This window comes from Kineosporia sp. NBRC 101731 (assembly GCF_030269305.1).
In the GTDB taxonomy this organism is placed as follows: Bacteria; Actinomycetota; Actinomycetes; order Actinomycetales; family Kineosporiaceae; genus Kineosporia.
Map to the genome: position 1 here is coordinate 123,718 of NZ_BSTC01000016.1, position 18,332 is coordinate 142,049.

The following is an 18,332-nucleotide window of genomic DNA, read 5'->3' on the forward strand; positions in this document are numbered from 1 at the left end:
CACAGTGAGCCGTCAACCGGTGAGACCGCCTGGCCTGTACGGGCTCCCGGTCTCGTTCTGGGCGCTCTGGGCGGTCACCCTGGTGCTGTCGGTCGGGCACTTCGTCGCCCCGCTGATGTCGGCCTGGCTCAGCCGCGACCGAGGTCTGGATGCGGCGACGATCGGGTTGGTCGTGGCCGCCTTCGGGGGTGGTGGCATCGTGGCCAGTCTGTGCGGTGGCTACCTGGCCGACCGGTTCGGTGGCGTACGGGTGGTGGTCGTCGGGCAGCTCGCGTCGGCGGGGTTGCTGGTGGCGCTCGCCCAGCCGGTCTCGATGGGGACACTGGCCGGGTTGTTGTTCGCTTACGGGGCCATGTCGCTGTTGCCGGGACCGGCGCTCAGTTCACTCATCGGCCGGCTGGTTCCTCCGGCTCTGCGGGAACGGGCCTACTCCCTGCGGATGTGGGCGATCAACTGTGGCTACGCGATCGGCCCGGCCTTTGCCGGCTGGCTGTCGACGTACTCGTTCGCGCTGGTCTTCTACCTGGAGGCCGTGCTGCTGCTGGTGGTGCTGCTCGTGATGGTGCCGTTGCTGCGCTCGACCACGCCCCCCTCGGTGGCGATGCCGACCCTGCTCCATGCCATCGCGAAAGTTCGCCACGACGGTGTGCTCTGGGTGTTCACCGCGATCATGACGCTCTACCTGACCGTGTACCTGCAGGGCACGGCCACCCTGCCGATCGTCATGACCGACGACGGCTTCTCCGTACCGGCCTACAGCACCCTGCTCACGATCAACGGGGCGCTGCTGTGCCTGTTGCAGATCCCGATGATCCGGGTGGTGGAGCGTCTGCCGAAGACCCTGGTGATGAGTGGCGGGCTGGCCCTGACGGCCGTCGGTTACCTGGTGCAGGTCTTCGCGACGCAGTGGTGGCACTGGGCCCTGGCGGTCGTGCTCTGGACCGTCGGAGAACTGGGCATCTTCCCGGTCGCCTCGACGGTGATCGCCGACATCGCCCCTCACTCGCTGGAGGCCACGTACCAGGGCATCCACGGCCTCAGCTGGCCGGTGGGACGCGTGCTGGCAGCCGGACTCGGTGGGCTGGCGCTGGCCCGGTTCGGCGCGGCGAGTCTCTGGTGGGTCTGCGTCGTGGCCCTGTGTCTCACAGCGCTGGCGTTGCTGATGAGTCGCCGGGCCCGCGAGAAGCGCGAGACCGTCGGCAGGGCAGCAGCAATCGGTTAGCCATTCAGCTTGGTGCGGAGGTCGGGCCCCAAGAGCTACCGGACGATGGCCAGCGCGGCGTCGCGGACGGCGGGGGCCAGGCGGTCGGCGTCGAGGTCGGGGTCGTGCACCCGACGCAGGATGATGCCCTCGACCAGGCTGAAGACCACTTCGGTCAGGGTCTCGAGATCGGTTTCCGTGCGGCCGTTCTCGGTCAGTGCCTCGCCGACCAGGGTGCGGTAGACCAGGAACAGCTCGTGTGAGTGGGCCGCCATCCCGGCGGCCAGGCCCTCGCGGCGCACCTCCGGGAGGTAGCCGAGCAGGGCGACGTTCCAGGAGCCTTCGCAGAGCATGCGCACGTCGAACTCCACGAGGCGGCCCAGCCGGTCGCCGGCCGTCAGGGTCTCGTCGGCGTGCATGGCCTGGAAGCGCTCCACGGTGGGGCGGAACGTCTGAAGTTCCACCTCGATGAGGATGTCGGCCTTCACCGCGAAATGTGAGTACAACGAGGGCTGCTTGATGCCCACGCGGTCGGCGATGTCGCGCGTGGTGGTGGCGGCGTAGCCGCGGGTGCTGAAGAGCTCGGTCGCGGCCTCGACGATGCGCTGGCGGGCCGAACTGCGGGGGTGGCTCTCGGACCGCGCGGCCGGGGCGTCCACGGTCTCGGACATTCACCCAGTCTGCCCTGTACGGAGTCCGAAATCCAGTGTCGGTGCTACGGAATCAATCGCCCCAGCCGGCCGGTGCGGCGATGTTCTCGCCGAACACGGTGTTGTAGTACTCCCGGTGCTCCTCGCACAGGCCCTCGTCGGTGAAGCGCAGCACGAGGCATCCGGGAAATGTGACCAGGTCGCTCGGGGCTGCCGCGTTCCAGGCCGGATCGCGCAGGGTGGCCCACATTTCGACGAAGGTGCGCCGACCCTGGCTGATCGGGGTGCCGAACCGCAGATCGAGCTCGGAGAAGGTGCTGGTGGCGCGCTTCCAGTGGGCGGCGATCTCGTCGTGCCCCCGGTGCGGCGCCTTCGTGGGGGAGTAGTAGTACACGGCGCCGGGTGTGAACAGCTTCACGACATCCGCGGAACTCCTCGCGCGCCAGGCGGAAGCGTATCTCTCGATCCATTCCGAGTGGTTCATGGCCCCATCGAATCACTCGTATGTAACAGGCTCTGGTCCAGGTGGGTGACGTGGCGCCGGGCCAGGTCGTCACCCTCACAGCCCCATTACACAGCGTATAACTCTGTGTACGCTCAGGTAACTCGCTCACCCCGGGCCAATCCGGGCGCATCACGTTGGCAGGAGCCCACCCCCATGCGTTCACGCGGAACATTGGCCTCAGCGGCCGCGGCGGCAGTTCTTGTCGCCACGTTCGCGGTAGGCACCAACGCGCCGCCCCCCGGCGCGGTTCACCTGACAACGGACAGCGCTGCCGGGCAGGGCGAAGACATCGTCGTGCCAGTGGCTTTCACTGCACAGAAGAGTGCCCCTCAGCAGAACGGCGGATTCTTCGCCGATCTCTTCGAGGCCTTCCAGAAGGCCATGGAGCAGGCCGCTGCGAACGCGGCCGCCCAGGCCGCGGCTCAGGCTGCCGCGCAGCTCCCGGCCCAGGTCACCGGCGTGAACGCGGTCGCGGGGGATTCCCGGGTCGACCTGACCTGGACCGCGCCGTCCTCGAAGAAGGCCATCACCGGGTACACGATCAGCTACCGGGCTTCGGGCCAGGCGGCCCGCACGACGACGGTCACCGGTACCAAGAGCTCCCTGAGCGGTCTGACCAACGGCACCGTTTACTCCATCACCGTCACGGCGACCAGCTCGGCCGGCAGCGGCCCGGCATCGTCCGCGGTCACCTCGACCCCGTTCACCGTGGCCGCGGCACCGTCCGGGGTCTCGGCCTCTCCCGGTGACGCCCGGTTCGCGGCGAGCTGGAGCGCGCCGACGCAGACCGGCGGCGCCCCGATCACCGGGTACGTGCTGACGGCGACCCCGGGGACCGGGGCTGACGTCGTCCGTAAGCTCGACGCCACCACCGCCACGGTGACCGGCCTGACCAACGGGACCACCTACCGGGTCCGGGTCGCGGCGGTCAACGCCGCGGGCACCGGAGCGGCTTCTGCCTCGGTGACGGTCACGCCGCTCACGGTGGCGCAGGCGCCCTCGGGCCTGGCGGTCGACTCGGGCGACGGCTCCTTCACCGCCACCTGGAACGCCCCGGCCGACACCGGCGGAGCGCCGGTGACCGGTTACGCGCTGACCTATGTCACGCAGGCCGGTGCCCAGGTCGTGCAGCCGGTCAGCGGCACCCGGGCGGTCGTGTCCGGCCTGAGCAACGGTGTTGCGTACAAGATCTCGGTCGCCGCGATCACTGTGGCCGGCACCGGGGCCAGTTCGGTCGTGGCCTCGGCCCTGCCGCAGGCCCCGGTCCTCGCGACCCCGGAGGTCACCCCGACCCTGTCAGCGACGGCAGCTCCGACGGCAGCCCCGACAACCGACCCGACAACCGACCCGACAGCAGCCCCGACGGCGGACCCGACAACGGACCCGACGGCAGCCCCGACAACCGACCCGACAACCGACCCGACAGCAGCCCCGACGGCGGACCCCACAACCGACCCGATCCCCGCAGCTACTGACATCCCGGTAGCGACACCGGAGGTGACCGAAACCCCCGCCACCCCGACCGCCCCCGCGGTCGTCAGTTCCCTGGTCTCGGCCGGGTGGAACGCGAGCGGTCAGCTGCTCACGGGCAGCACCGACACGGTGGCGCACACCGGGGCGCTGGCCATGCCGGTCCTGGACAACCCGATCGCGTCCAAGGCTCTCAGCGACCTCTCCGTGGGCGAGTTCGCGACCTGCGCCCTGGCTGAGGGCACGGCCTACTGCTGGGGCGCCAACCCCGACGGCCAGCTCGGTAACGGCAGCACCGGCAGCAGCGGCTCAGCCATGCTGCCGACCGCGGTCGGCGGGGCGCTCACGGGCAGGACGGTCACGGACATCCAGGCCGGCGTGCACCAGACCTGCGCCGTCGCCGACGGGAAGGCCTACTGCTGGGGCGCCAACGGCTCCGGCCAGCTGGGTAACGGCACCACCACCCCCAGCCCGCTGCCGGTCGAGGTGGGCGGTCTGCTCATCGGAAAGACGGTGACGCAGGTCAGCACCCAGAGCGGCCACAGCTGCGCCCTCGCCGAGGGCAAGGTGTACTGCTGGGGTGACAACGCCTGGGGGCAGCTCGGCAACAACACCACCACCAAGAGCCTGGTGCCGGTCGCGGTGAACACCACGGGCGTGCTGAAGGACAAGACCGTCACCGCCCTGAGCACGGGCTACCTGCAGAACTGCGTGATCGCCACCGGCAAGGCGTACTGCTGGGGCTACGGCGCCTACGGTGCGCTGGGCAACTTCGCCACCAACAACAGTTCGGTGCCGGTCGCGGTGTACTCGGCCAACGACGGTCTCGGTGGCAAGACCGTCACCAGCATCGACTCGCACAGCTACTCGTCCTGCGCGGTGGCGGACGGCAAGGCCTACTGCTGGGGCTACAACGTGTACGGCCCGCTCGGGGTCGACTCCACCAGTAACCGGGCCTACCCGGTGCCGGTCGTGGCCACCTCCGGTCCGCTCGCCGGCAAGACCGTCACCCAGGTGACCACCGGTTTCGTCGAGAACAGCCCGTACGCGGCGACCGGGTGCGCCGTGACCACCGACGGCACCGCCGCCTGCTGGGGCACGACCGACACCTACGGCAACCTGGCGAACGGCTCGGTGACCGGCTCGAAGATCCCGGTGCCCGTGCAGATCACGGCCGCCCTGAGTGGCCGCGCGATCACCTCCGTCTCCACGAACGGGCGCACCACGTCCTTCCTCACCCGATGATCACCCGGTAACCACCCACCCGGTAACCACCCACCCGGTAACCACCCACCCGAACCGGAACCGGAACCACCCCTTGGACGTCCAAGGGGTGGTTCCGAGGTTTGCCGGATGCTTGCGGGAGGTACGGGGATGAATCGCGTGATCTGGCCGGTGGTGGCAGCAGTGCTGGTTCTCGGAGGATGCGGGGACGAGTCGGTCGCCCCCGCCTCGAGCGGCGGTGACGTCCGGGACCAGGTCGCGGGCACCTGGTACCCGCTCGAGATCGCCGGCTGGACGGTCTCGGACTTCGGGCGGTCCAGTTACGGCAAGGCCTACCTGAGGTTCGACGACGGTGACTGGAAGGCGAGTGACGGCTGCAACGGCCAGCGCGGTACCTATGACCTGACGGCCGAGGGGGCGTTCGGGATGGAGTCCGCCGCGTCCACGGAGACGGGTTGTGCGAACGTGCCCCACGTCGACGTGATGGGCCGGGCGACACAGGTGCGGGTGGACGGCGACACCCTGGTCTTCGAGGCATCCGGTGAACACCCCTCCGAACTGGCCCGGTACACCCGCGAGAAGAACCCGCCGCCGACCTCGACACCGTCGGCCACCTCATCGGTGGCGGACGGGATCCGGAAGCGCACCGAGGCGAGCACGCCTCCACCACCGTAGAATTAGGGTCGAATTGATCCTGGTATGGGCAACGTGGACGGTGCCGGAACCGACCTGGTGATGAGCACGGCCCGCGTGGCCGGTCTTTCGACGAACCAGGAAAGGTGTCATGTCCAGCGTCTTCTCAGTACCGTCCGGGGTGCGTAGGAACGGGTGGCGCGGTCGCACCCGGATCGCCGGGCTGGTGGCCGCCGCCCTCGTGGCCGCGGCCGTGGTGCCGACCGCCCTGCACCTGCGATCGGCCGGCGCCGCCGAGTACCCCGGCCCGGGGGCCGTGAGCGGGAACGTCGCCGTGCACGACCCGTCCATGGTGAAGGGCCCGGACGGTACGTACCTGCTGGCGGCGACGGCCCCGGGTATCGCGCTGCGCACGTCGACCGACCGCACCAAGTTCACCTACACCGGTCTGGCCTTCCCGAACGGGACCGCCACCTGGACCGATGAGTACACCGGCACGAGCAACGGCAACCTCTGGGCGCCCGACCTGTCGTACCAGAACGGCAAGTACTACCTGTACTACTCGGCCTCGTCGTTCGGTAAGAACAAGTCGGCGATCTTCCTGGCCACCAGCACCACCGGTAAGCCGGGCAGCTGGACCAACCAGGGCAAGATCTACTCCACCACGACCAGCAGCAACCACAACGCCATCGACCCGAACCTGGTGATCGACCGCAGCGGCAAGTGGTACCTCTCGCTCGGTTCGTTCTGGACCGGCATCAAGATGATCGAGCTGAACCCCTCGACGGGTAAGCGTATTTCGAGCAGCTCAACGGTGTACAGCATCGCCTCCCGGGCGAACAGCACGGCCATCGAGGCCCCGGCGATCATCTACCACGCGGGTTACTACTACCTGTTCACCTCGTGGGACGCCTGCTGCCAGGGCACGAGCAGTACCTACAAGATCATGGTCGGTCGCTCCAAGACCATCACCGGTCCGTACAAGGACCGTCCGGGCAACCTGCTGACCGCGGGCGGTGGCACCCAGATCCTCGGTACGCACGGCACGATCGTCGGTCCGGGTGGGCAGTCGCTGATCCAGGACGGTGACGGTGACGTCCTCGTCTACCACTACTACGACGGTGCGGACAACGGCGTGGCCAAGCTGGGCATCAACCGGCTCACCTGGGACTCCTCGAACTGGCCCGCGGTGTCCTGACATACGGTTCTCCAGCAGTTCCGGAAAAGCTCCCGGCGGCGATCGCCGCCGGGAGCTTTTTCCCTGAGCGGCGGCGGGGTGCTTGCGGCCGGGTGCGTGGTCGGCAAAAGTGGGGCGGCAGCGGTTTTCGAGACGGTCAAACGGGGGACGATGATGTCGGTTCTGGAAGACCTGGTCCAGGCCTCCACGGTCAGCCCGGTCGCGATGCGTGAGGTGTTCGCCCGGTACCTGGCGGACGAGATCGAGGTGCGCCATCAGCCGGCCGACCCGACGGACGGCGTCTACCCGGCGAAGACCTTGCTGGAGGTCCTGGCCCAGCGTGAGGAACTGTTCACCACCCTGATGCCGGACTACGCCGAGACCTCCCGGGTGAGCGGCGACGGTGACGAGATCACCGTGGAGCTCAACCTCACCGGCACGCTGCCCGACGGTACGGCGATCGACGTCAAGGGCACCGACGTGGTGCTGGTGCGCGAGGGCCGGATCGTCCGGCTGACCGGTAGTTTCGACGCCGAGCAGATGCGGCCCCTGGTGCAGGCGCTGCGGGGCTGAACGCCGGCGGCTCGGCGCCGGCTCAGGACAGGTCGAACTTACGTTGCTCCCCGGCCACTTTCAGTGTCAGCGTGGCTGGGGTCTCGCCGTCGGGAACCCGGAACTGCAGCTTGACGGTCTTGCCCTTGCCCGCCGCCACCTTCGTCACCTTCGCCGGGCCGTCCGTGACGCTGTCGTAGGAGTGCGCCTCGTCGGTGCGCAGGGACTGCCCGGTGCCGGGCACCTCGACCGGCACCTGTGACTCGTTCCGCACCCGCACCGACACGGTGACCGTTCTCCGGGCCGGTTCCCCGTCGGCCTTGGAGACCTGGGGCCCGGCCGGCACCGACACCACGAGCGCGATCTTCTGGACGGCGTCGCCGGTCCCGGTCTCGGTCTCGATCGTCTTCTCGTGCCCCAGCGATGTGGCCGGGGCCAGGAACGCCGGCAGCTCGCCGTAGTGCAGCATCACGGCCGCCGTGAAGATCAGCCCCGCCACCAGCAGCGCCGAGACCATCGCGCCCCAGCTGCCGCGGGTGTCCTGCGGCTTGCCGCGGGGATGGTTGAGCCGTGGTGCGCTGCCCCGGGTGCGGTTCCGCCCGTTCGTCCTGGCCATCGTTGCCTTCCACCCGTATCTACCCGTGGTGCACTCTTCCCCGATCATGCATCGTGGGCGGAGCCGGGCCTTTCTGACAAGTCCCGCGACCTGACCCGTTCCTGAGGTGAGCCAGGCACGCAGGCGGTGGGACGTCCACCATCTGCACACACGTAACCCGACCCCCTGGGCTAACTGGCACCGACTGGTGAAAATGTGCGGGTGGACGTGCGCCCGGCAAAACCCGACGACCTGCCCGCCCTCGCGGCGACCCTCGCCGACGCCTTCGCCGACGACCCGCTGTGGACCTGGATGATCCCCGAGCGCCATCGCCACGCCCGCCTGGCCCGGGTGTTCGGGGCGCTGCTGGACCACACCATTCCCCGCGGCCACGTGCGCACGACCGGGGACCGCCGGGCCGTGGCGATGTGGACAGCTCCGGGGGAGTGGAAACTGCCGCTGCCCACGGTGATCCGGGCGGCGCCATCGATGGTGCGCGGTGCCGGCCGGCGCCTGCCCCGTTTGCTGCAGCGGATGGGCGACATCGAGCGGGCCCATGAACTCCAGCCACCTCACCACTGGTACCTGGAGTTCATCGGCACGGCCGCCGACGTGCGCGGTCAGGGGCACGGAACGGCGCTGATGGCCGACGCCCTCGGCCGTTTCGCGGACACCCCGATCTATCTGGAGTCGTCCAACGTCCGCAACCTGCCCTTCTACGAGCGTCACGGATTCCGGGTCACGGGTGATCTGGTGGTGAGGTCAGGCCCGCCCCAGCGGACGTTGTGGCGGGCCTGAACCCCTCGTTCAGGATCGGCTGTGCGCGCTGATCGCCCAGGCCTCGATCACGTCGATGTCCGGCTCGGGCGGCAGGGGAGTCCGGCCCGACTCCAGGGCCTCAACCACCTCGGCGGCGACGGCATCGATCTCGTCCAGCACCACCTGCATGTCCCTGACCTGGCCGGACTTCACCTCGAGCACCCGCCGGCGCTCGGCCTCGGGCATGGGCAGCGACAGCCGGCCGTGGTGCACCAGCTCCCGGCCCTGCATCGCCAGCCGTAGGGCGTGCGAGGCGTACTTCACGTCGTAGCCGTACTTCTCCACCAGCTCAGGACGGTTGGGCACCTTACGCCCGCCCTTCAGCAGGGCGTCGCGCTGGGAGTGCATGAACCCCAGGAAACGCCAGGCCGCGGTCTGCGACAGGAAATGCTGGCGCAGCGATCGCAGTTCGCGCCCCAGCTCGTTGCTGAACAGCACGTCCTGCGCGGGGGCGAACAGCGGAAGCAGAGCCGTCGGGTTGCCCTTCAGAGCCAAATTCAGGTACTTGCGCAGGGAGTACATCACCAGGTCGGCGTCACCCGGCCCGGAGCGGGCCCCCTCGGCCTGGGACCGCGCCACGTAACTGTCCCGCGTGGGACGTAGCCCCATCAGCCAGGAGGCCGGCTCGACGAAGATGCCCATCTCGTCGTGGTCGTCGGTGCCCGCGATCGCGATGCCGTGCAGGCCGGAGCCCACGGTGGTGCGCAGGATCTGACCCTTCTCCGCCACGCTCCGGTCGCCGTACTCCAGCACGGGGTCTGCCAGCAGTTCCATCACGATCTCCTCACTCCGCCCGGATTTTGGGCAGTCGGACATCGTGCAACATCAGCGGCGCGAATGCATCCCGATTTCCCGGGCCGACCCGGACGGCTCAGCGCTTCAGGTGCTCGTCGAGGAAGGCGCGGATCACGTCGAAGGTGGGGGCCGGGGTTTCTGAGCGGGTCAGGTGACCGCCGGTGGTGGTGTGGACAGTCACCGCGGGGACGGGGTCGGTGCCGGCCAGGTAGGCGTCGGTGTGGACGGCGTCGTGCACCAGGGTGAACGTGGCCGGGGCACCGGCCGAGTGGTAGGCCCGGAACAGGATCTGGGACTGGTTGTACGGCACCAGGGGGTCTTTCGTGCCGTGGGAGATCCAGATCGGCGGGGACTGGGCGGTGACGTACGCGGCGGGGTTCGCGCGGGCGGTGGCTGCGGGGTCGGACTGGATGGCGAAGCCCATCAGCCGCGACTCCGGGGACGAGGCCGGGTCGTGCTTCTGGCCGCCGGGCAGGCGGTGCTCGTCCATGGTCAGGAAGTCGGTGGGGCCGAACAGGTCCACCACGGCCTGCACCGCGCCGGACTCCGAAGGATGGCCCAGGTCGCCCTCGAAGTCGGCGTCGTCGGCGGTCACCCCGGCCATCACGGCGCCCCAGCCGCCGCTGCTCGTTCCCATGGTGGCGAAACTGTTCCGGTCCAGGCGGTATTCGTCGGCGTGGGCGCGTAGATAACGGATCGCGGCCTTCACGTCGTGCACCTGGGCCGGGAAGCGGGCCTGGCTGCTGCTGCGCACGTTCAGCCCGACGACGGCGTAGCCGTGCGGCGCCCACCGGGTGGCCAGGGCCTCGGCCGTGGTGGCGCCGCTCAGGTCGGAGGTGGCGTTCTTCGTGTCGTCGCTGCCGAACGCCGAACCGGCCTGGAAAATGACGACGGGGAAGGGGCCTTCGACACCGGCCGGACCGGTCGGCACATAGAGGTCGAGGAGGTGGGCCCGGCCGACGGGATCGGCGTAGGCCAGGTCGGTGTGGCGGGTGTATCCCTCTCCCACGGTCGTGGTGGGTGAGCTCGTGGACGTCGAGCTCCGCGAACCCCTCGCACAGGCGACCAGGGCGCCCAGGCTCGTCATGGCCAGCGCGCCCAGCCCGGCCCGGCGGGTGAGGCCGAGGGAGGTGAAGGACATGTCGTCCAGGTTACGGGGGGTCCGCGCAGTGTGGGGAAACCCCGACTCAGGGGCTTCTCAGCAGTTCCGGGGCGTCAGGGTGTCGTCGGGGGTGTTGTCGGGATGCGTCAGGTCAGACGAAGCGGGAGGGGTCGACGCCCAGGGTCCGGGCCGTGACCGCGTCCGCCGGGTAGAACGCCTCGATCGCCAGCTCGGACACGGTGATCTCGGCCGGGGTGCCGAACACGGTGGTGGTGCTCAGTAGGGAGAGCTCGGTGTCACCCAGGCGGTAGCGCAAGGGCACGAGTACCTGGTCCTTCGGGTCGGCGGGCGTCTCGCCGCCGGGGTAGGAGCGCAGTTCGGCGAGCAGTTCGCTCAGCACCGGGTCACCGGTCGTGAGCACCTGGCTCTCCAGCCGGTGCAGCAGATGGCCTCGCCACTGACCGAGGTTGGCGATACCGGGGGCCATGCCGTCAGGGTGCAGGCTGAGCCGCAGCACGTTGACGGGGGGTTCGAGCAGGGCCGGGTCACAGCCGGACGTGAGCGTGGAGATGGCCGCCGTGGCCGCGATCAGCTCCCAGTGGCCGTCCACCGCCAGCGCCGGAAGAGGTTCGTGCGCAGCCAGAATCGTGGTGATGGCCGAGTTCACCGCGGCCAGGGGCGGGTCGGCGAGCCGGTGCTCGGCGTAGGCCGGGGCGAAGCCGGCGGCGAGCAGGATGTCGTTGCGGCGGCGCAACGGCACCCGCAGGTGCTCGCACAGGTGCAGCACGAGCTGGCTGGAGGGCCGGGAGCGGCCGGTCTCCACGTAGCTCAGGTGGCGCGTCGAGACCTCACTGAGGCCCGAGAGCTCCAGCTGGGTCAGGTGCCGCCGTTCCCGCCACCAGCGGATCATGCCGCCCGCGTCGCCCAGCGGCGGGGCGCCCTCGCTCACCGTCCCCCTCGTCCCGGTCATCCCCGTCATCCCCGTCATTCCATCGACGGTAGCCGCCCGTCGGTGGCGCCGTACATGACCTGCCGGGTCATCGACCGGGACCCCTGCGGGACCGGAGGATTCGATCGTCCAAAAGCAATTTCGGGAACCGGAGGCCGACATGACCGACTGGACCAGTCTCGCCGAGCAGTACCTGGCCGTCTGGAACGAGACCGACGACACGAAGCGCCGGGTGCTGGCCGAGGAGCTGTTCGCCCCCACCTGCCGGCTGACCGACCCGATGGTGGACGTGGAGGGGACGTCCGCGATCGACGCGGTGATCGGGCAGGTGCAGCAACAGTTCACCGGGCACGCCCTGCGCCTGGCCGGGGCCGTGGACGGGCATCACGACCAGGTGCGGTTCGGCTGGGATCTCGTGCCCACCGGATCGACGGGGTCGGAGGCGGTGGTGGTCGGTTTCGACGTGCTGCTCATCGCCCCGGACGGGAAGCTGGACCGCGTCCTGGGATTCCTCGATCGGGCTCCCGGGGTGTGACCGGAACATGACCAGATCATTACCCTGGGTGGGGGAGTGCGCCGAATGTGCTCTCCCGCCCGCTTTCCATCAGGATGGGCTCGTGAAGCTGGCTCCCCTTGCATTCAGAATCCGCCGACTGGCCCGTACCCGGCTCGGTCTGGCCCGGCTTCGCCCCGGTCAGCTCGACGCCGTGAAGGCCCTGTCGAAGGGCCGCGACGTGCTGGTCGTGATGCCCACCGGCGCGGGCAAGTCTGCCGTTTACCAGCTGGCCGGGCTGATGCTCGACGGGCCGACCGTGGTGGTGTCGCCGCTGATCGCCCTGCAGCGCGACCAGCTGGAAGGCCTGGCCAAGCACGGTGAGAACGCCGGGCTGGGGGCCGTGGCGGTGAACTCCGCGCAGAGCCGCGGCGTGACCGACGACGCCTGGGACTCGCTGACGGCCGGTGACGCGGAGTTCATGTTCCTCGCCCCGGAACAGCTGGCCAATGCCACAGTGCTGGAAAAGCTTTCCAAGCTCAATGTTTCACTGCTCGCAGTGGACGAGGCACACTGCGTGTCGGCGTGGGGCCACGACTTCCGCCCGCACTACCTGCGCATCGGCGACGTGATCGAGGCCCTCGGCCGGCCCCGCGTGGTGGCCCTGACGGCCACGGCGTCGCCACCCGTGCGCGCCGAGATCGTCGAGCGCCTGAAGATGAACGACCCGGTGCGCATCGTCACCGGATTCGACCGGCCCAACCTGGAACTCGAGGTGCGGCGCTTCGTCGAGGCGCGGCACAAGGAGAAGGGCGTGATCGAGCGGGTGGCCTCGCTCGAGGGCAGCGGGCTGGTCTACACGGCCACCCGGCGTTCCACCGAGGAGTACGCGGAGAAGCTGCGCGAGGCCGGGCGCACGGCCCGGGCCTACCACGCGGGAATGAAGGCGGCCGAGCGCGAAGAGGTGCACGCCGGCTTCCTGGACGGCGAGATCGACGTGGTGGTGGCCACTTCGGCGTTCGGGATGGGCATCAACAAGGCCGATGTGCGGTTCGTGGTGCACGCCGACGTGCCCGACTCGATCGACTCCTACTACCAGGAGATCGGCCGGGCCGGCCGCGACGGCGAACCCGCGCTGATCTGCCTCTACTACCGTCCCGAAGACCTCTCCCTACGGAAGTTCTTCGCCTCCGGCGGGCCCGACGAGGAAGTTCTCACCCAGGTCGCCGGGGCGGTGCGCGAGCACACCGAGGCCGGCGGTTCGGTCGGGGCGACGCAACTGCGCGAGGAGCTCGATCTCAGCGCCACCAAGCTCACCGGCGCCATCAACCTGCTCGAGCAGGCCGGTGCGGTGAAGATGGAAGACGACTCCCGCCTCGCCTACACCGACGTGGCGGTCCCCGCGGCGGCCGCGGTCGTGGCCGCCGCCGAGGTCGACGCCGAGCACACCCGGATGGACCGGTCCCGGGTCGAGATGATGCGCGGTTACGCCGAGACCACCGGATGCCGGCGGGAGTTCCTGCTGGGCTACTTCGGCGAGGAGCTGGTGCTGCCCGAGGGCCAGGAGGGTTGCGGCAACTGCGACACCTGCCGCTCCGGCCTGGCCGCGGAGAGCACGGAACCCGACGAGGACGCCGTGCCGCTGCCTGCGGGGGCGGTCCGGTTCGACACGAACGACCGGGTGCGGCACCGGGAATGGGGGCCGGGCGTGGTGATGCGCGACGAGTCCGACCGGATCACCGTGCTCTTCGAGCAGGTCGGCTACCGCACCCTGGCACTGGCCGTGATCGCGGCGGACGCCGAACTGCTGGTGCACGAAGACTGAACCACCGCTGTTCTCACGAGAACAGCGGGAACCGGCCCGCGTCGTCCTTCAATGTCCGGGTCTCGTCGTCGGTGAGCGCTCGCCGTCCGGTGCCGGTCCAGGCGTAGGTGACATCGTCCCAGCCCACCGGCTCCGGGTGGCCGAGCAGGCCGTCGAGAGTTTTACGGACGAGGTGGAGGGCGCTCGCGGGCGGGCCGGGTCTGGTGCCGGTGCCGGTCAGGTCGAGGTGGTGCACGGCGGCCTCGACGACCAGCGTGGACAGGAAGTCGTCGGTGGTCAGGGTGTGGCCCTGGGTGCTGATCAGGTCGTGGGGACGCGTGCGGGCGGCGAGGGTGCACGCGGCCGCGGTGGTCTCGGTGTAGGCCTCGACCAGCGACTCCCAGGGGTGGGCTACCGCGAGCGAGCGGACGACGCGGATCTGGCGGTTGCTGCGCTGCAGGGTTTCAGGGGTGGTGGTCGTAGGGGCGAAGTCGGCCCAGTAGGTCACCGCGTCGCGGTCGGCCGGGCCCGGGGCGGGCGTTGCCAGCGCCACCAGGGCCCGCTGGGCGTCGCCGAGCAGGTGCACGATCAGGTCGCGCACGCTCCAGCCGGGTAGAGGGGTCGCCGCCCAGCCGTCCTCCTCCGCCAGCGAGGCGATGAGCTGGGTCAGTCCGGTGTAGGCGTCGGTCAGGGCAATGACGATCGGGCGCTCCTGCGTCATGCCCGCAGTCTGCCGGAGTCTGCCTGGTGGGGGTGCGTGCGGGGAGTTGTCCACAGGGGGAAAAACTCCTCGCGCCGAGCCGATAGAGTCGAAGGTATGGGAAGCCCGAAATCTGCCGTCGACGGTCTCGAAGCCCGCTGGGGCGAGACCTGGGAGCGCGAAGGTACGTACCGGTTCGACCGGACCCGTGAGCGCGCCGAGATCTACTCCATCGACACGCCTCCGCCGACCGTATCGGGCTCCCTGCACGTCGGTCACGTCTTCAGTTACACGCAGACCGACACGATCGCCCGGTACCAGCGCATGTGCGGCCGCGAGGTGTTCTACCCGATGGGGTGGGACGACAACGGCCTGCCCACCGAGCGCCGGGTGGAGAACTTCTACGGCATCCGCTGCGACCCGTCGGTTCCCTACGAGGAGTCGTTCACGCCTCCGGCCAAGGTGCCGTCCAAGCGCCAGGACTTCATCGCGGTCAGCCGCCGTAAGTTCGTCGAGTTCTGCGAAGAACTGACGGCGACCGACGAGAAGGTCTTCGAGCAGCTGTGGCGCACGCTCGGCCTGTCGGTCGACTGGTCGCTGACGTACTCCACGGTCTCGCAGAAGTCGCAGAAGATCAGCCAGCGCGCGTTCCTGCGCAACTTCGAGCGGGGTGAGGCGTACTCGTCCGAGGCGCCGAGCCTGTGGGACACCACGTTCCAGACCGCGGTCGCGCAGGCCGAGCTGGAAGACCGGGACCGCCCGGCCGCCTATCACGACCTGCGGTTCCACCGTGAGGGTGGCGAGGGCGTCACGATCTCGACCACGCGCCCGGAGCTGCTGGCCGCCTGTGTCGCGCTGGTCGCGCACCCCGACGACGAGCGCTACCAGCCGCTGTTCGGCACCACGGTCACCACGCCGGTGTTCGGTGTCGAGGTGCCGATCGTCGCGCACCGCCTGGCCCAGATCGACAAGGGCACGGGTATCGCGATGATCTGTACATTCGGTGACCTCACCGACGTGATCTGGTGGCGTGAGCTGGAGCTGCCGACCCGCCCGATCGTCACCAAGACCGGCCGCATCACCTCGGAGACGCCGGCCTGGCTGACCACCGACGCGGGCCGTGAGGCCTTCGCCCAGATCGCCGGTAAATCGATGTTCGGGGCGCAGCAGTCCACGGTCGAGCTGTTGAAGGAGTCGGGCGATCTGCTGGCCGACCCGAAGCCGATCACGCACCCGGTCAAGTTCTTCGAGAAAGGTGACCGGCCGCTGGAGATCGTCACCAGCCGGCAGTGGTACATCCGCAACGGTGGGCGCTCCGAGCAGGTCCGCGACGACCTGATCGCGCGCGGCCAGGCCCTGGACTGGACGCCGGAGCACATGCGGCACCGGTACGAGAACTGGGTCGAGGGCCTGAACGGCGACTGGCTGGTCTCCCGTCAGCGCTTCTTCGGTGTGCCGATCCCGCTGTGGTACCCGCTCGACGCCGACGGCGAGCCGCAGTACGACCAGCCGATCGTGCCCGGCGACGCGCAACTGCCGGTCGACCCGCAGTCGCACGTGCCGAACGGATACACGGCCGAGCAGCGCAACCAGCCGGGCGGTTTCACCGGCGACCCGGACGTCATGGACACCTGGGCCACCTCGTCGCTGACCCCGCAGATCGCCACCGGGTGGAGCGAGGACGACGACCTGTTCGCCCGTACCTTCCCGATGGACCTGCGCCCGCAGGGTCACGACATCATCCGGACCTGGCTGTTCTCCACCATGGTCCGCAGCCACTACGAGCACGACTCGCTGCCGTGGACCCACACCAACCTGTCCGGGTGGATCCTCGACCCCGACCGCAAGAAGATGTCCAAGTCCAAGGGCAACGTCGTGGTCCCGAGCGACCTGCTGGAGCAGCACGGCGCCGACGCGGTGCGGTACTGGGCCAGCAGCGCCCGCCTCGGTGTCGACACCGCCTTCGACCCGGGCCAGATGAAGATCGGCCGGCGCCTGGCGATGAAGGTGCTCAACGCGTCGAAGTTCGCGCTGGGCTTCGGTTCCGGCTCGGGCGTGGCTGAGGGCTCGATCACCGAGCCGGTCGACGAGGCCCTGCTGACGCAGCTCGTCGCGCTGGTCGAAGAGGCCACGAAGGCGTTCGAGGCGTACGACTACTCGAAGGCCCTGAAGCAGACCGAAGAGTTCTTCTGGCAGTTCTGCGACGACTACCTCGAGCTGGTCAAAGACCGTGCCTACGGTGAGGGCGAGGGTGCCGTCTCGGCCCAGACCACGCTGCGCACGGCGGTCTCCACGGTGCTGCGTCTGCTGGCGCCGTTCCTGCCGTACGTCACCGAAGAGGCCTGGTCGATGGCCACCCTCGAGAATGGCCAGCGGCTGCCCGGTTTCGCCGGCGGCTCGATCCACCGGTCGGCCTGGCCCAGCCCGGTCGAGGTCCGCGACCTGCTGAAGAGTTCGGACGAGCCGGCCACCGGCGAGGTCTCGGTGCTCGTGGTCGCCGCCGACGTGCTCCGCCAGATCCGCAAGGCCAAGTCCGACGCCAAGAAGTCGGTGCGTTCGGAGGTGGAGAAGGTCGTGGTCCACGACACCACGGCCCGCATCACCGCCGTCCAGGCCGTGCTCGGTGACCTGAAGGCCGCCGGCACCGTGGCCGAGCTGACCACGGTCGCAGTGGACGAGGCCGACGCCAAGGTCGAGGTCACCCTCAAGGAGACCGAGCCCACCGCCGGCTGACCCCACCCGGGCCTCATCACCCGGCTGAACCCCGCAACGGCCGAAGGGCCGGTACCGACCTGTCACGGGTCGGCACCGGCCCTTCGTCGTGTCCTGTCCGGTCCTGCCTTGTCCTGTCCCGCCTGGTCGCCGAGCTGAGCCGCGGCCCCATACCTTGTCCGTGATCATGCAGATCCCCCAGCCTTCGGCCGGGAGGTGCCCCCACTCTCCGGCGTTCTAGAACTCTGCGGCCGAGAGTTCTAGAACTCTGGGGAGGTTTTGCATGATCACGGAAGGTTGGGGGGCGGGCGTTGGCATGCCCACGTCAGGCCTCCTCCACCTCCTCCCCAGGCCTTCTCCACCCTGATCTCCACCCCTGGGTCCAGGTGTTCCGGGGCGCTGAACAGCAAGCTTGAGCACATGACAGCGACTCAGTGGATCACCGACATCGCCCTTCTCCTCGTCGTCTTCCGGCAGCTGCGGGAGAGCCGGCTCGACCTGAAGAGTTTCCTTCTGCCGCTGGGCATCGTGAGTTTCGTGGCGCATCAGTACCTGAGCTCGGTACCGACCGACGGTAACGACCTGGTCCTGGTCGGGGTGCTGATCGCGATCGGCGCGGTGCTCGGGATCGTCGGGGGGATCTACACCCGGGTGCGGGCCGTGGGGGAGCACGTGCTGATCAAGGCCGGCGTGGTCTCGGCGCTGCTGTGGGTGCTGGGGATGGGGTCGCGGATGACCTTCCAGCTGTGGAGCGAGCACGGGGGCGCGGACAGCATCGCGCGGTTCAGCGTCGCCCACTCCATCACCAGCGACCAGGCCTGGGTGGCGGCGTTCGTGCTGATGGCGCTCACCGAGGTGGTCACCCGGCTGGGCACGATCTACCTGCGCTCGCGGATGGTGCAGACCTCCACACCGCTGGTCCGGGTGCCGGCCCGGGCTGCCTGACCGTGC

17 protein-coding genes are annotated in these 18,332 nt (G+C 69.4%); 10 read left to right on the top strand and 7 right to left on the bottom strand.

The window, feature by feature from the left end:
* Positions 1-19: 19 nt before the first annotated feature.
* Positions 20-1,222, top strand: coding sequence for an MFS transporter (locus QSK05_RS31215; protein ID WP_285600980.1), 1,203 nt, complete (start codon positions 20-22; stop codon positions 1,220-1,222).
* A gap of 35 nt (positions 1,223-1,257) precedes the next feature.
* Here QSK05_RS31215 and QSK05_RS31220 read toward each other — a convergent pair whose 3' ends face one another.
* Positions 1,258-1,872 carry a TetR/AcrR family transcriptional regulator gene (locus tag QSK05_RS31220; RefSeq protein ID WP_285600981.1) on the bottom strand — a complete coding sequence of 205 codons (615 nt, stop codon included), beginning with the start codon at positions 1,870-1,872 and terminating at the stop codon, positions 1,258-1,260.
* 52 nt (positions 1,873-1,924) lie between these two features.
* Positions 1,925-2,335, bottom strand: a complete 411-nt coding sequence (locus QSK05_RS31225; protein WP_285600982.1) for a nuclear transport factor 2 family protein — start codon at positions 2,333-2,335, stop codon at positions 1,925-1,927.
* A gap of 321 nt (positions 2,336-2,656) precedes the next feature.
* On the opposite strand from QSK05_RS31225, the gene QSK05_RS31230 reads away from it, so the two are divergent.
* From QSK05_RS31230 to QSK05_RS31245, 4 genes are all read left to right on the top strand, one after another.
* Positions 2,657-5,071, top strand: coding sequence for a fibronectin type III domain-containing protein (locus QSK05_RS31230; protein WP_285600983.1), 2,415 nt, complete (start codon positions 2,657-2,659; stop codon positions 5,069-5,071).
* Between the two features lie 129 nt (positions 5,072-5,200).
* Positions 5,201-5,725 (top strand): META domain-containing protein, encoded by a 525-nt coding sequence (locus QSK05_RS31235; RefSeq protein WP_285600984.1) that lies wholly within the window; start codon positions 5,201-5,203, stop codon positions 5,723-5,725.
* Positions 5,726-5,834: 109 nt separating this feature from the next.
* Complete coding sequence (locus QSK05_RS31240; RefSeq protein ID WP_285600985.1) at positions 5,835-6,881, top strand: arabinan endo-1,5-alpha-L-arabinosidase; 1,047 nt, start codon at positions 5,835-5,837, stop codon at positions 6,879-6,881.
* 153 nt (positions 6,882-7,034) lie between these two features.
* Positions 7,035-7,433 carry a nuclear transport factor 2 family protein gene (locus tag QSK05_RS31245; protein ID WP_285600986.1) on the top strand — a complete coding sequence of 133 codons (399 nt, stop codon included), beginning with the start codon at positions 7,035-7,037 and terminating at the stop codon, positions 7,431-7,433.
* A gap of 22 nt (positions 7,434-7,455) precedes the next feature.
* Here the strand turns inward: QSK05_RS31245 and QSK05_RS31250 are convergent, their stop codons facing one another.
* Positions 7,456-8,028, bottom strand: a complete 573-nt coding sequence (locus tag QSK05_RS31250; RefSeq protein WP_285600987.1) for a hypothetical protein — start codon at positions 8,026-8,028, stop codon at positions 7,456-7,458.
* A gap of 201 nt (positions 8,029-8,229) precedes the next feature.
* On the opposite strand from QSK05_RS31250, the gene QSK05_RS31255 reads away from it, so the two are divergent.
* Entirely contained in the window at positions 8,230-8,805 is a 576-nt protein-coding gene (locus tag QSK05_RS31255) for a GNAT family N-acetyltransferase (RefSeq protein ID WP_285600988.1), read from the top strand.
* A gap of 9 nt (positions 8,806-8,814) precedes the next feature.
* Here QSK05_RS31255 and QSK05_RS31260 read toward each other — a convergent pair whose 3' ends face one another.
* From QSK05_RS31260 to QSK05_RS31270, 3 genes are all read right to left on the bottom strand, one after another.
* On the bottom strand, positions 8,815-9,600 hold the full coding sequence (locus tag QSK05_RS31260) for a nucleotidyltransferase domain-containing protein (RefSeq protein WP_285600989.1): 786 nt from the start codon (positions 9,598-9,600) through the stop codon (positions 8,815-8,817).
* A 97-nt stretch (positions 9,601-9,697) separates the two neighbouring features.
* Positions 9,698-10,762, bottom strand: coding sequence for an alpha/beta hydrolase (locus QSK05_RS31265; RefSeq protein WP_285600990.1), 1,065 nt, complete (start codon positions 10,760-10,762; stop codon positions 9,698-9,700).
* A gap of 112 nt (positions 10,763-10,874) precedes the next feature.
* Positions 10,875-11,693 carry a helix-turn-helix domain-containing protein gene (locus QSK05_RS31270; RefSeq protein ID WP_285600991.1) on the bottom strand — a complete coding sequence of 273 codons (819 nt, stop codon included), beginning with the start codon at positions 11,691-11,693 and terminating at the stop codon, positions 10,875-10,877.
* A gap of 139 nt (positions 11,694-11,832) precedes the next feature.
* Between QSK05_RS31270 and QSK05_RS31275 the strand changes: the two genes are divergently transcribed.
* Both QSK05_RS31275 and QSK05_RS31280 read left to right on the top strand, forming a co-directional pair.
* A complete protein-coding gene (locus tag QSK05_RS31275) occupies positions 11,833-12,207 on the top strand; it encodes a nuclear transport factor 2 family protein (RefSeq protein WP_285600992.1) in 375 nt (124 codons plus the stop codon).
* Between the two features lie 82 nt (positions 12,208-12,289).
* On the top strand, positions 12,290-13,990 hold the full coding sequence (locus QSK05_RS31280; RefSeq protein ID WP_285600993.1) for a RecQ family ATP-dependent DNA helicase: 1,701 nt from the start codon (positions 12,290-12,292) through the stop codon (positions 13,988-13,990).
* 13 nt (positions 13,991-14,003) lie between these two features.
* On the opposite strand, the gene QSK05_RS31285 is transcribed toward QSK05_RS31280, so the two are convergent.
* On the bottom strand, positions 14,004-14,690 hold the full coding sequence (locus QSK05_RS31285) for a maleylpyruvate isomerase N-terminal domain-containing protein (RefSeq protein WP_285600994.1): 687 nt from the start codon (positions 14,688-14,690) through the stop codon (positions 14,004-14,006).
* A gap of 96 nt (positions 14,691-14,786) precedes the next feature.
* Here QSK05_RS31285 and valS point away from each other — a divergent pair, with 96 nt between their 5' ends.
* A complete protein-coding gene (gene valS / locus QSK05_RS31290) occupies positions 14,787-17,402 on the top strand; it encodes a valine--tRNA ligase (RefSeq protein ID WP_285600995.1) in 2,616 nt (871 codons plus the stop codon).
* Positions 17,403-17,801: 399 nt separating this feature from the next.
* Complete coding sequence (locus QSK05_RS31295; protein WP_285600996.1) at positions 17,802-18,326, top strand: hypothetical protein; 525 nt, start codon at positions 17,802-17,804, stop codon at positions 18,324-18,326.
* The last annotated feature ends 6 nt before the right edge of the window (positions 18,327-18,332 follow it).